Annotated in this window: 10 protein-coding genes and 2 tRNA genes; 7 read left to right on the top strand and 5 right to left on the bottom strand. The window is 60.3% G+C overall.

Features of this window, described 5'->3' with window-relative positions; genetic code table 11:
• Positions 1-216: 216 nt before the first annotated feature.
• Positions 217-441, bottom strand: coding sequence for a hypothetical protein (locus AC3WN7_RS21210; RefSeq protein WP_007898912.1), 225 nt, complete (start codon positions 439-441; stop codon positions 217-219).
• 1,007 nt (positions 442-1,448) lie between these two features.
• Between AC3WN7_RS21210 and AC3WN7_RS21205 the strand changes: the two genes are divergently transcribed.
• Together AC3WN7_RS21205 and AC3WN7_RS21200 are read left to right on the top strand one after the other, a co-directional pair.
• A complete protein-coding gene (locus AC3WN7_RS21205; protein ID WP_095963921.1) occupies positions 1,449-1,772 on the top strand; it encodes an SEL1-like repeat protein in 324 nt (107 codons plus the stop codon).
• Positions 1,773-1,947: 175 nt separating this feature from the next.
• Positions 1,948-3,312, top strand: coding sequence for a DNA recombination protein RmuC (locus AC3WN7_RS21200; protein ID WP_172435666.1), 1,365 nt, complete (start codon positions 1,948-1,950; stop codon positions 3,310-3,312).
• 173 nt (positions 3,313-3,485) lie between these two features.
• On the opposite strand, the gene AC3WN7_RS21195 is transcribed toward AC3WN7_RS21200, so the two are convergent.
• Complete coding sequence (locus tag AC3WN7_RS21195; protein WP_095963923.1) at positions 3,486-6,956, bottom strand: hybrid sensor histidine kinase/response regulator; 3,471 nt, start codon at positions 6,954-6,956, stop codon at positions 3,486-3,488.
• A 207-nt stretch (positions 6,957-7,163) separates the two neighbouring features.
• Between AC3WN7_RS21195 and AC3WN7_RS21190 the strand changes: the two genes are divergently transcribed.
• From AC3WN7_RS21190 to AC3WN7_RS21180, 3 genes are all read left to right on the top strand, one after another.
• Positions 7,164-7,475, top strand: coding sequence for a cupin domain-containing protein (locus tag AC3WN7_RS21190; RefSeq protein ID WP_102673315.1), 312 nt, complete (start codon positions 7,164-7,166; stop codon positions 7,473-7,475).
• 105 nt (positions 7,476-7,580) lie between these two features.
• Entirely contained in the window at positions 7,581-8,732 is a 1,152-nt protein-coding gene (locus tag AC3WN7_RS21185) for a TDT family transporter (protein WP_015096147.1), read from the top strand.
• Positions 8,733-8,828: 96 nt separating this feature from the next.
• A complete protein-coding gene (locus tag AC3WN7_RS21180; RefSeq protein WP_102673314.1) occupies positions 8,829-10,697 on the top strand; it encodes an MFS transporter in 1,869 nt (622 codons plus the stop codon).
• 96 nt (positions 10,698-10,793) lie between these two features.
• On the opposite strand, the gene sugE is transcribed toward AC3WN7_RS21180, so the two are convergent.
• The 3 genes from sugE to rdgC all read right to left on the bottom strand — a co-directional run bounded on the left by sugE (position 10,794) and on the right by rdgC (position 13,249).
• A complete protein-coding gene (sugE, locus tag AC3WN7_RS21175) occupies positions 10,794-11,108 on the bottom strand; it encodes a quaternary ammonium compound efflux SMR transporter SugE (RefSeq protein WP_007977599.1) in 315 nt (104 codons plus the stop codon).
• 118 nt (positions 11,109-11,226) lie between these two features.
• On the bottom strand, positions 11,227-12,192 hold the full coding sequence (locus tag AC3WN7_RS21170; protein ID WP_095963926.1) for a bile acid:sodium symporter family protein: 966 nt from the start codon (positions 12,190-12,192) through the stop codon (positions 11,227-11,229).
• 136 nt (positions 12,193-12,328) lie between these two features.
• Complete coding sequence (gene rdgC / locus AC3WN7_RS21165) at positions 12,329-13,249, bottom strand: recombination-associated protein RdgC (RefSeq protein ID WP_007969735.1); 921 nt, start codon at positions 13,247-13,249, stop codon at positions 12,329-12,331.
• Positions 13,250-13,408: 159 nt separating this feature from the next.
• Here rdgC and AC3WN7_RS21160 point away from each other — a divergent pair.
• A tRNA-Val gene (locus tag AC3WN7_RS21160) sits at positions 13,409-13,484 on the top strand.
• Positions 13,485-13,503: 19 nt separating this feature from the next.
• Positions 13,504-13,577: transfer RNA gene (locus tag AC3WN7_RS21155), tRNA-Asp, on the top strand.

Raw genomic sequence — 13,577 nt, 5'->3', positions numbered from 1 at the left:
CGGTTCAGGCTCGCCGCAAGCGGGTCAAGCCGCTTGAGTTGAAGTGTAGTGTCATATTCGCGCTGTAAAGGACTGTTTTTAAAATATTTCCAGCGACCAGTTATAACCCTTATATCGGATCGTGCTTAGTCGTGGTTCGAGTGCGGGGAAACATCGGGCAATAAAAAGCCCTGCTTTTCGGGCAGGGCTTTCGGGTTTTTCAGCCTTTCTGGCGTTTCAGGCAACCAGGGCCTGACGGGTACGCTCGATCACGGCCTGCAGCGGCTCGGCGCTGGAGTATTGATCGGGGTACAGGCGTTCGCTGTGACGAGCGATGCCGTGTTCGTTGACCAGGGTGAAGCTGAAGCAGCCTTTGCGGGCGGCCATGATCAGGCAGTTCATTGGTGCAAAAGCGTTGGTTAGGGTGCGAATGGCATCCTGAGTGTGGATTTGAGTAGACATTATTGGGTGTTCCTACAAATGACACGGATAAGAACCGTGCAACGTTAAAACGTTCCAGTAACGTCGATCACCATTGATCGAACGAAGAACCCGACTGGAACAAAGCAGCCAGTTTGAAGCGCTGATAAGTTGGCGCGCTTGGGCTGGCAGGTAGGTACTTAGGAGGGCAGGCAACACATCGAGGGCAAAGGTTCTGGGCCCGGGGTGAAGATCCTGATCAATTTGCAGGTTGGTTCGAGCAGAGTAGGCAGGCGGAGCAACACCCTTCGCTTTCGATTCAAAGGTTGTGTCGGCGCAAGATTTACCTGGAAACCATCGAGGTGGTCGATCCCGCTTGTTCGGTGGAGGCTTCCTTCGGGAAGGCTGACCGGGGGGATTTGTTCGACCAGAATTGACTTTCAGCTTGGTACTAACGCCGCGGATACTAACGGATTGAACCGGCCAAGGGAAGTGTGGTAGCAAAAAGAATTTCCCAGCGGGTGCTCGATCGGGCTGTTTTGCCTTGTAGATAAGCGTATGAAGCGACGCTGCCGCCAATTGATACGCCCTGTAGCAGAGCAAAATCCGACCATCGGTCATCGATGTGGGTAGTAACGCAGCTGCCTAAATACCGGGTTTGCCGGGGCTTATCCCCAGGCATGACAAAAAAACGCGCCGAAAAAGTGCATTGATATAACCGTCGCAAAGGCACTTGTGCACATTAGTTGCAGCGTCTGTCACTGCGCTGTCATCTCACGTTCAAGCGCAATCGCTGCCTGTAACCAAAATTTAAGTCAATGAAAAACATCGCTTTTTTTTACTGGTGAAAAAATCGTCAGTTTGACTGCGAACCCCATTCCACAGGGCTTTGAGCGGGTTCAGAGACGGTTGTCCACTGAGTTATCCACAGCTTCTGTGGATTGTCCCGAGCGCTTGCTCTAGGACGGGCGTGCCGGGACATTTTCAGCTTTACCTGTAAGAAAAAGAGAGTAAAGTTGCGCGCCTTCCGATCTGCCCCACAGTGCTTTATGAAGTTTCGCTCAGCCCCTGTTTCCTCTACCTCCACACCACCCTCTGTTGCCCCTACCAAGCGCTTTTCCATGCGCGTGGCAGAGTGGCTGCTGGACAGTCCGCACCTGGGCGAAAACCCTAACGTCAAACACATCGCCGGACGTCTGCTCAAGCAACCGGCCCGTGAGGGCGTGGTGGCTGCGCAAAGTCGCCTTGGCCAGTTGATGTGCCGTGAATGCGGGAATGCCCGGGACCGCCGTATCGGTCAGGAGCTGCTGCGTCAGGCCGCTCGGGCAGGCGATCGCCGCGCTCAACAGGAACTGGGGCTGATCGAAGACTGAGCTGTCCAAGACCGGACGCCTTGGTTAACCTTCAGGCTTTATCCGAATGGCAGGAGTGGCTATGGCAATGGACTTGACCAGCGTATTGCTGGGTCTGGCAGCGGCAGGGTTGCCGTTGCTGGTATTGGCCTGGCAACTTCAGCGTCGGGCCAGCACCACGCAGGCAGACGTTGCACTGCTGCAGGAGCGCCTGGCCATGGCGCAACTGGCGCAGGACGGCTTGAATGCACAACTCGAATCCAGCCGCGATGAAATCGCTGATCTGACCCAGGCCAACTCCGCCAAGCAGGCTGATCTGGCTGCGCTGCGTCGTGAAGTCGAACTGCTGCAGATCGAGCGCGACGACGCCCGGGACGCCGCCCATGCGTGGAATATCGAACGCGCTGGCAAGGAAGCCGAACTGCGCCGTCTGGATGCTCAGGCCGCGTCGCTCAACGCCGAATTGCGCGAGCAACAGGACAGCCATCAGCAACGCCTTGACGACCTGCAAGGTTCGCGGGACGAATTGCGCGCGCAGTTTGCCGAGCTGGCGGGGAAGATTTTCGATGAGCGCGAGCAGCGTTTTGCCGAAACCAGCCAGCAGCGCCTGGGACAGTTGCTCGATCCGCTCAAGGAGCGCATCCAGTCCTTCGAAAAGCGCGTCGAGGAAAGCTATCAGAACGAAGCTCGTGAGCGTTTCTCCCTGGCCAAGGAACTGGAGCGCCTGCAACAGCTGAATTTGCGCTTGAGCGACGAAGCCACCAACCTGACCCGCGCCTTGAAAGGGCAGAAGACCCAAGGCAATTGGGGCGAACTGATCCTTGAGCGCGTGCTCGAGCATGCCGGGCTGGAGAAGGGCCGCGAGTACCAGACTCAGGTCAATCTCAAGGGACCGGACGGTGAACGCTTCCAGCCGGACGTGATCATTTACTTGCCGGGCGACAAGCAGGTGGTGGTCGACTCCAAGGTCAGCCTGACGGCCTATCAGCAATACGTGGCGGCTGAGGACGAGGCCATCGGCCAGATCGCCATCAAGCAGCATGTGCTTTCATTGCGCAGTCACGTCAAAGGCCTGGCCGGCAAGGATTACAAGCGCCTCGATGGCTTGCACAGCCTGGATTTCGTGTTGCTCTTCGTGCCGATCGAGGCGGCGTTCTCTGCTGCGTTGCAGGCTGAGCCGACGCTGTTTCAGGAGGCATTCGACCGCAACATCGTGATCGTCAGCCCCACCACGTTGTTGGCGACCCTGCGTGTCATCGACAGCCTGTGGAAACAGGAGCGCCAGAGCCAGAACGCCCGGGAAATCGCCGAGCGGGCCGGGTGGCTGTACGACAAGTTCGTGCTGTTCATTCAGGATCTGGACGAGGTCGGCAATCGCCTGCAGCAACTGGACAAGGCTTACAGTTCGGCACGCAACAAGCTGACAGAGGGGCGTGGCAACCTGGTCAGTCGCAGTGAACAACTCAAGCTGCTGGGGGCACGGGCGAGCAAGAGCCTGCCGGCGGATTTGCTGGAGCGGGCGATGACCGATGTCGATGGGTTGGTCGAATTGCCGGAGTAACCCCCGGTCGAGCGTGGACCCTGTGGCGAGGGAGCTTGCTCCCGTCCGGCTGCGCAGCAGTCGTCCATCAGGCAGCGCGCTTAACCTGATGAGACTCATTGAATGGTATTGGGGCTGCTGCGCAGCCCAGCGGGAGCAAGCTCCCTCGCCACAGGGTTTTGAGTCAATCTGCGTTACAACGGCAAATACCGACTCAACAACGCCCGCAAAGCCGCCGGTTTCACCGGTTTGGCCAGGTAATCCAGCCCTGCTGCATGCACCTTGTCGACCGTCTCCGGCCGGCCATCGGCGCTGATCACCACACCAGGAACCGGCTCGCCCATTTGCGTGCGCAACCAGGCCATCAGATCGGTTCCGGTTTCGCCATGATCGAGGTGGTAATCCACCAGCGCCAATTGCGGGCGCATGCCTTCGCCCAGCAGTGTTGCGCATTCCTCGCGATTGCGTGCGGTCCAGACCTGGCAACCCCAGCGGCTGAGCAAGCTGTTCATGCCGATCAGGATGCTGTCCTCGTTATCGATGCACAGCACCTGTGCGCCATTGAGCAATTTGCCATTGAGCTCGGCGACTTTGACCGGCGCTGCGGTTTGTGCCCGGGCCAGCGGTACGCTGACGCTGAACACGCTGCCACGTCCCGGCCAGGAGCGCACGCGCAAGGTATGACCGAGCACGCGACATAGCCCGTCGGCAATGGCCAGCCCCAGGCCGAGGCCTTTTTCGGCCCGTGTCTGGTGGCTGTCGAGGCGCTTGAACTCTTCGAAAATCACCTGTTGTTTATCTTCCGGAATACCCGGCCCACGGTCCCAGACTTCCAGACTCAATGCTTCCTTGTGCCGGCGAACGCCCAGTAGTACCGGCCCTTTGCCGTAGCGAAACGCATTGGTCAGGAAGTTCTGCAAAATTCGCCGCAGCAGCTTGATGTCGCTGTCGACTCGCAGCGTGCTGCCACGAACGCGGAACTCCAGGTCTTGTTCCTGCGCCAGCACCTTGAACTCTGCACCGAGGGTGTCGAACAGTTCGTTGAGCGCGAACGGCTGGCGATTCGGGTTGATCTTGCGGTTCTCCAGGCGGGAAATGTCCAAAAGGTCGCTGATCAGGTCCTCGGCCGAGCGCAGCGAGCTGTCCAGGTGTCCGACCAGTTTCTGCGCTTCGCCGGAGAGTCCATCGTGCTGATGGGAGAGGGCGGCGGAGAACAGGCGTGCCGCATTCAACGGTTGCATCAAGTCATGGCTGACGGCCGCGAGAAAGCGGGTCTTGGACTGGTTGGCCGCCTCGGCGGTGCCCTTGGCTTCGGTCAGGGCGACGTTGAGCTGCGACAGTTCGTGGGTCCGTTCGGTGACCCGTTGCTCCAGGCCTTCGTTGGCTTCGGTCAGCGCCTGTTCGGCTTCGCGGAATGCGGTGATGTCGGTGAAACTCATGACGAAGCCGCCGCCCGGCATCGGGTTGCCGATCAACTCGATGACCCGGCCGTTGGGGAACAGGCGCTCGGAGGTATGCGCGCGGCCCTGGCGCATCCAGTGAAGGCGACGCGCGACGTGAACTTCGGCTTCGCCGGGGCCGCACAGGCCGCGCTCGGCATTGTGGCGAATGATGTCGGCGATCGGCCGACCGACACTGATCAGGCCGTCCGGGTAGTTGAACAACTCCAGGTAGCGACGGTTCCAGGCCACCAGTTTCAGCGACTGGTCGACCACGCTGATGCCCTGGGTGATGTTCTCGATGGCGCCTTGCAGCAAGGCGCGGTTGAATTGCAGCACCTCCGAGGCTTCGTCGGCGATGCGCACGACGTCTTCCAATTGCATCTCCCGGCCCTCAATGGCGGCTTTTACCACCGCGCGGGTCGAAGAGGCACCCAGCACACCGGCCAGCAGGCGTTCGGTATGGGCGATCCATTCCCCGTCAGCGTTCTGGCTCGGGTTGAAGCCTTTGCCCTGGCGATAGGCAAAGCGGATGAAGCTTTGACGGGCGCGTTCTTCGCCGACGAAGCGCGCCGCCAGCTGCAGCAGGTCGTCGATCTGCACCGCCAGCATCGAGCGTGCGCTGGGGCGGGCACTGATTTCCTGGCCGATGAAGCGGCCTGCCTGCCAGTGCTCGGAAACCCGGGTGCGCGACAGCACCGAGACCCAGGCGAACAGCGTGAAGTTGCCAGCCAGCGACAGCACCACGCCTTGGGTCAGCGGGGTGATCGGCAGGTTCAGTGGATTGCTGTGCAACCAGGCCAGCCCCGGGAATGAGCTCAAGGAAAGGCCGAGGCTGAGGGCGGCAATCGGCAGGATCAGGGTGTAGAACCACAGGAAGGTACCTGCGGCGAGGCCGGCGAAAACGCCGCGGCGGTTGGCCTGTTTCCAGTACAGCGCACCGAGCATGGCGGGGGCCAGTTGGGTCACGGCGGCGAAGGCGATCTGGCCGATGGTCGCCAGGCTGGCGGTCGAGCCCAGCAGGCGATAACTGACATAGGCCAGCAGCAGAATGACCACGATGCTGACGCGGCGCACCGACAACATCCACTGGCGGAACACTTCGAACGGGCGCTCGGCGTTGTTGCGACGCAGCAGCCAGGGCAGCAGCATGTCGTTGGACACCATGGTCGACAGTGCCACGCTGGCCACGATCACCATGCCGGTGGCCGCCGAAGCGCCACCGATAAACGCCAGCAGGGCCAGCGCCGGATGCGCCTGCGCCAGGGGCAGGCTGATGACGAACGAGTCCGGCAATACCGAGCTGGGCAGCAGCATCTGGCCGGCCAGGGCGATCGGCACGACAAACAATGCAGCCAGGGCGAGGTAGGCCGGGAATACCCACTTGGCCAGGCGCAGATCCTGGGGATCGATGTTCTCGACAACGGTCACGTGGAACTGCCGTGGCAGGCAAATGATCGCCATCATCGCCACACCGGTCTGCACCACCATTGACGGCCAGTTGATGGTTTCCTTCCAGTACTGTTCCAGACGCGGCGCCAGCATGGCCTGGTCGAACAGGTCGTCGAAACCGTCGTACAGGCCGTAGGTCACGAACGCGCCGACCGCGAGAAACGCGAACAGCTTGACCAGTGATTCGAAGGCAATGGCCAGCACCATGCCCCGGTGGTGCTCCGTGGCGTCGAGGTTGCGGGTACCGAAGACGATGGTGAACAGCGCCAGCACCAGCGACACGATCAGCGCCGTGTCCTGGGCCCGGGTGCCCATGGCATCGGCGCCAGCACCGATCAGCAGGTTCACGCCGAGCACAATGCCTTTGAGCTGCAACGCGATATAGGGCAGCACGCCGACCAGGCAAATCAGTGCCACCACCACCGCCAGCGACTGGGATTTGCCATAGCGCGCGGCGATGAAGTCGGCGATCGAGGTGATGTTCTCCTGTTTGCTGATCATCACCATTTTCTGCAGGACCCACGGTGCGCCGACCAGCAACAGGATCGGCCCGAGGTAGATCGGCAGGAACGACCAGAGCTGTTCGGCGGCCTGGCCCACGGCGCCGAAGAACGTCCAGCTGGTGCAATAGACCGCCAGCGACAGGCTGTACACCCAGGCGCGCACACGCGGCGGCAAGGGCGCGCTACGACGGTCGCCATAGAAGGCGATGGCGAACATGATGGCCATATAGGCCAGGGCGACGACGGCAATCAGCCCGGTGGACAGCGACATGGGGACTCCAGACAAAGACACCCGGACCTCCCGCCCGGACAGACAGTCTCGCACGACCGCCAGCGTTAGTCAGTGTCGACCAAGGTCGTGGCGTGGCGGGGTGTCGCAGGGGGATTTGCAGTGTCTGGACTGGCCTTGCCACATTCCACCAGCGCTTGTATCCGGGTTAGCCTTGGCCTCTTCTCAGCTCACTCGAAGGATCGGACCATGAAGATCATCCGCAGCAAATCGTTCACTGGCGAGCGTGCCTGGGCCGCGCGGGACATTGCCAGCATGAACGGCATCACCACGCGGCTGCATTGGACCGATCAACCCTACAAATGGCACGTCAACGACGGCGAGGAAGTATTCGTGGTGCTCGATGGCCAGGTGCGGATGCTTTATCGCGAAGACGGGGTGGAGCGGGAAGCGTTGCTGGAAGTCGGTGACATTTTTCATGCCTCGGTCGGTACTGAGCATGTGGCGCATCCGGTAGGGCCGGCTCGGATATTGGTGGTCGAATCGGAGGGGAGTGTCTGACCATATATAAGTAATATCGATAAGATATAGAGATATTACCCGTTATATAGATATTCTATTCGGATCTAACATGGACTCCACCTCACGAGAGGACAGGAGTTCGCCATGACATGCGCCAATAGCATCAAGCCCGGAATCAAACCGTTCAGTCACCTGCAGCACCCACGCGAAGTGATCCGCCAGTTCACGCCCAACTGGTTCGCGGCCACCATGGGCACCGGTGTGCTGGCGCTGGCACTGGCGCAATTGCCGGTCGCCATGCCCGCCTTGCGCGCCTTTGCCGAAGCCCTGTGGCTGTTCAATATCGCGTTGTTCCTGCTGTTTACGGCGTTGTACGCCGCGCGTTGGCTGCTGTTTTTCGACGAGGCACGACGGATCTTCGGCCACTCTACGGTCTCGATGTTCTTCGGCACCATCCCGATGGGCCTGGCAACCATCATCAACGGCTTCCTGGTGTTCGGACTGCCGCGCTGGGGCGACGGTGTGATTCACCTCGCCGAAGTGCTGTGGTGGCTGGATGTGGCGATGTCGCTGGCCTGCGGCGTGCTGATTCCCTACATGATGTTCACGCGTCAGGAGCACAGCATCGACCAGATGACCGCCGTCTGGTTGTTGCCGGTGGTCGCGGCAGAAGTGGCGGCCGCCAGTGGTGGCCTGTTGGCGCCGCATTTGGCCGACGCTCACTCGCAACTGGTGGTGCTGGTGACCAGCTATGTACTCTGGGCATTTTCCTTGCCGGTGGCCTTCAGCATCCTGACCATTCTGTTGCTGCGCATGGCCCTGCATAAATTGCCCCATGAAAACATGGCCGCCTCGAGCTGGTTGGCCCTTGGCCCGATCGGCACCGGCGCGTTGGGCATGCTGGTACTGGGCGGCGATGCACCGCTGATTTTCGCGGCCAACGGTTTGCCGGGAGTCGGTGAGATTGCGGCGGGACTGGGCCTGGTGGCTGGCATCACCCTGTGGGGCTTGGGCCTGTGGTGGATGCTGATGGCGTTGTTGATCACTGTGCGCTACCTGCGTGCCGGCATCCCCTTCAATCTGGGCTGGTGGGGCTTCACCTTCCCGTTGGGCGTCTATTCTCTGGCGACGTTGAAGCTGGCCAGTACCTTGAATCTGACGTTTTTCAGTGTGTCTGGTTGTGTGCTGGTGGCGTTGCTGGCGGTGATGTGGCTGATCGTCGGCAAGCGCACGGTGCTGGGCGCCTGGCGTGGTGAACTGTTTGTCTCGCCATGCATTGCCGGTTTGAAGAAATAACCGGCAAAGATTAGGTAAGGTGTGGCCTGGATCGAGTTTCGATACTCCAATTACAGTATCCAGGCCACTCTCTACATAATCAGGGACACATGGAAGATGAGTCACCCCTCACAGTTCACCTTGTTGCGTACCCGGCGCTTCCTGCCGTTCTTCATTACCCAGTCCCTTGGGGCATTCAACGACAATGTGTTCAAGCAGTCGTTGATCCTGGCGATTTTGTACAAGCTGACCATCGAGGGTGACCGCTCTGTCTGGGTCAACCTGTGTGCGCTGCTGTTTATCCTGCCGTTTTTCCTGTTCTCGGCCCTGGCCGGGCAATTCGGGGAAAAGTTCGCCAAGGACGCGTTGATCCGCCTGATCAAGCTTGGGGAAATTGCCATCATGGCGGTCGGCGCCGTCGGTTTTCTGTTCGATCACCTGTCGTTGATGCTGCTGGCGCTGTTCGCCATGGGCACCCATTCGGCGCTGTTCGGGCCGGTGAAGTATTCGATCCTGCCGCAGGCCCTGCGTGAGGAAGAACTGGTCGGTGGCAACGGCCTGGTGGAGATGGGCACCTTCCTGGCGATCCTCGCCGGCACCATTGGCGCCGGAATCATGATGTCTTCGGCGCATTACGCACCGGTGGTATCCACGGCGATCATCGGCATTGCCGTGCTCGGCTACCTGGCCAGCCGCAGCATTCCCCGGGCGGCGGCCGCCACGCCGCAAATGCGCCTGAACTGGAACATTTTCAGCCAGTCCTGGGCCACATTGAAACTGGGCCTGGGGCAAACACCGGCGGTGTCACGCTCGATTGTCGGCAACTCATGGTTCTGGTTTGTCGGGGCGATCTATCTGACGCAGATCCCGGCTTATGCCAAGGAATGGATGCACGGCGACGAAACCGTGGTGACGCTGATTCTGACGGTGTTCTCGGTCGGCATCGCATTGGGTTCGATGCTGTGCGAGAAGCTTTCCGGACGCAAAGTGGAGATTGGCCTGGTGCCGTTCGGATCGTTCGGCCTGACCGTCTTCGGTCTGCTGCTGTGGTGGCATTCCGGTGGAATTCCGGACAGCACCGCCGGCCATGGCTGGATCGACATCCTCGGTTTCGGCCACACCTGGCTGGTGTTGCTCGACATCCTCGGCCTGGGCGTCTTCGGCGGTTTCTACATTGTGCCGCTGTACGCGCTGATCCAGTCGCGCACAGCGGAGAACGAGCGGGCGCGGGTGATTGCCGCCAACAACATCCTCAACGCGCTGTTCATGGTGGTGTCGGCGATTGTCTCGATCGTCCTGCTGAGCGTGGTCAAGCTGTCGATTCCACAGTTGTTCCTGGTCGTGTCGTTGCTGAACATCGGTGTCAACGCCTACATCTTCAGGATTGTCCCCGAGTTCACCATGCGTTTCATGATCTGGCTGCTCAGCCATTCCATGTATCGCGTGGAGCACCGCAATCTGGACCTGATCCCCGACGAAGGCGCGGCGCTGCTGGTGTGCAATCACGTGTCGTTCGTCGATGCCTTGCTGATTGGCGGCGCGGTACGTCGGCCGATTCGCTTTGTGATGTATTACAAGATCTACAACCTGCCGGTACTGAACTTCATCTTCCGTACCGCGGGGACGATTCCGATTGCCGGGCGCCAGGAGGACATCCAGATATATGAACAAGCTTTCACGCGCATTGCCCGGTATCTGAAGGACGGTGAACTGGTGTGCATCTTCCCCGAGGGCAAATTGACCGCCGATGGCGAGATCAACGAGTTCAAGGGCGGCTTGACGCGGATTCTCGAGGAGACACCGGTGCCGGTGATTCCGTTGGCCTTGCAGGGGTTGTGGGGGAGTTTCTTCAGTCGCGATCCGAATAAAGGGCTGTTTCGCCGGTTGTGGTCGCGGGTGACGTTGGTGGCCGGGCCGGCGGTTGAGGTGGCGGAGCCGGCCAGGTTGCAGCAGTTGGTGGGGACGTTGCGCGGGGCAGTTAAATAGTCGGCGACAGTTCGGGCCTCTTCGCGAGCAAGCCCGCTCCCACATTGGAATGCGATCGAATGTGGGAGCGGGCTTGCTCGCGAAAGCGGTAGTGGCCTAAGCGCTGACCTTGAGCCCAACGAGCCCGCTAATGATCAACGCCACACTCGCCAGCCGCACCAGCGCCATCGACTCGCCAAACAGAATGATCCCGGCGATCACTGTGCCAACGGCGCCGACACCGGTCCAGATCGCATAGGCTGTGCCCAGCGGCAATTCCTTCATTGCCAGGCCGAGCAGGCCAAGGCTGATAGCCATGGCCGCAACGGTCAATACAGTGGGGAGCGGGCGGGTGAAACCGTCGGTGTACTTGAGGCCGACGGCCCAGCCCACTTCGAAAAGGCCGGCGAAAAACAGAATGATCCAGGACATGAAGACCTCCATCGTCTGACGGGGTCGTCCCCTGATTAATGACTCGATCGAGCCGCGAGGTCGTCCTCGCGATGGGCAATATAGTGCCCAGCATTAACCCGGGGATCAAGTTTTCCAGTCAGTCGCTGACCTGTTGCGCCGTCATTTCCCGATCCTGCTTTTCACTCATGCGGCGGAAGTACGTCGAGAGCAATGCCCCGGAAATGTTGTGCCAGACACTGAACAATGCACTGGGCACTGCCGCCAGCGGCGAGAAGTGCGCACTGGCCAACGCGGCGCCCAAGCCGGAGTTCTGCATGCCGACTTCCAGGGCCAGGGACTTGCGCTGGGCCAGAGGCAGCTTGAACAGGCGCCCGGTGAAGTAACCCAGCAGGTAGCCAAAGCTGTTGTGCAGCATGACCACGGCCATGATCAGCAGGCCGGACTCGGCAATCTTCGCCTGGCTGGCGGCCACCACTGCCGTGACAATGATCACGATGCTGACCACCGACACCAGCGGCAACACGTCCACAGCGTGGCGAACCTTGTCGCCGAGCACCCGTTGGGCAACCACGCCCAGCACGATCGGCAACAGCACCACTTGCAGGATCGACCAGAACAACTCCATGAACGACACCGGCAACCAGGCCGAGGCCAGCAACCAGATCAGCGCCGGCGTCAGCAGGGGGGCGAGGAGGGTGGTGACGGCTGCGATGGCCACCGACAGCGCCAGATCGCCACGGGCCAGCCAGGTCATCACGTTCGACGAGGTGCCGCTTGGGCAGCAGCCGACCAGAATCACACCGACGGCGATTTCCGGCGGCAAGTGGAACGCCTGGCAGAGCAACCACGCCACGCCCGGCATGATCACGAAATGGGCAACCACGCCCAGGGCCACGCGCCAGGGATGGCGAGCGACTTCGGCGAAGTCTTCGAGCTTGAGGGTCAGGCCCATGCCGAACATCACCAGCCCCAGCAGTGGCACGATGGCGCCTTTGAGGCCGAGGAACCATGCCGGTTGCAGGAACGCCACGACAGCGAAAATCAGTACCCAGTAGGCGAAGGTGTTGCCGACAAAACGACTCAATGCAGCCAGTGCGCGCATGGCCTGATCCTTGTTTTAAGTGACGCTACAAAACCCCTGTAGGAGCGAGCTTGCTCGCGATGGTGTGTCAGACAAAGAGGGGCGACTGACACACCATCGCGAGCAAGCTCGCTCCTACAGAAGAGATCGCTAGCCTTTAGATCCCCTGCGGAGTCTCTTCACCACCCAGCGCTTCAACCAGCGCCGGCAGGAAGTCGCCGAAGGTCAGCATCATCAGGGTGAAACTGGCGTCCAGTTGGCCCAGGGCTTCGTCGCCGCCGTCCTGTTCCGCCTGGTCTTGCAGCAGGTCTTCGAACTTCAGGCGCTTGACCACCATTTTGTCGTCGAGGACGAATGACAGTTTGTCCTGCCAGGCCAGGGACAGTTGAGTGACCACTTTGCCGGTGCTCAGGTGCAGCTGGATTTCTTCGCTGGTCAGGTCCTGGCGCTTGCAACGCACAATGCCGCCGTCTTCGTGGGTGTCGCGCAGTTCGCACTCGTCCAGCACAAAGAAATCGTCCGCGGCTTTCTGCGTGGTGACCCACTCGGTCATGGTCGCGGTCGGCGACATTTTCACGGTCAGCGGACGCACCGGCAGCGTGCCGATCACTTCACGCAAGGTCGATAGCAAGTCTTCGGCGCGTTTCGGGCTGGCCGAGTTGACCAGGATCAGGCCCTGTTTCGGCGCGATGGCGGCGAAGGTTGACGAGCGGCGGATAAAGGCGCGGGGCAGGAAGGCCTGGATGATTTCATCCTTGATCTGATCGCGTTCCTTCTTGTAGACCTTGCGCATTTGCTCGGCTTCGATCTCTTCGACCTTTTCCTTGACCGCGTCACGCACGACGCTGCCTGGCAAAATACGTTCTTCCTTGCGCGCGGACACCAGCAGGAAGTCACCGCTGACGTGCACCAGTGGCGCATCTTCGCCTTTGCCGAATGGCGCGACGAAACCGTAGGTGGTCAACTCCTGGCTTGCACATGGGCGCGCCAGTTTGGTGGCCAGTGCAGTTTCCAACGCCTCGGCATCAACAGGCAGATCTTGGGTCAGGCGATAGATAAGCAGGTTTTTGAACCACATGGGGTGAGTCTCTCCTTTATACAAAGGGGGGCATTATTGTCTTCGCCGTGCCATAGGCCAACCTTTCTCTAAGCCTTTGGAAGGCCTGAGAAAATTATTTAAAAAAGTGCTTGCCAGAGGTTGGGTCGCTCCGTAGAATGCGCGCCACACCGAAGCGAAGGGTGATTAGCTCAGCTGGGAGAGCGTCTGCCTTACAAGCAGAATGTCGGCGGTTCGATCCCGTCATCACCCACCATTCGTTTCAAGCGTTTCGCGCAGCGGTAGTTCAGTCGGTTAGAATACCGGCCTGTCACGCCGGGGGTCGCGGGTTCGAGTCCCGTCCGCTGCG

The sequence above is a fragment of the Pseudomonas sp. FW305-70 genome (genome assembly GCF_058783925.1).
This window is presented reverse-complemented; position numbering and strand designations above follow the sequence as displayed.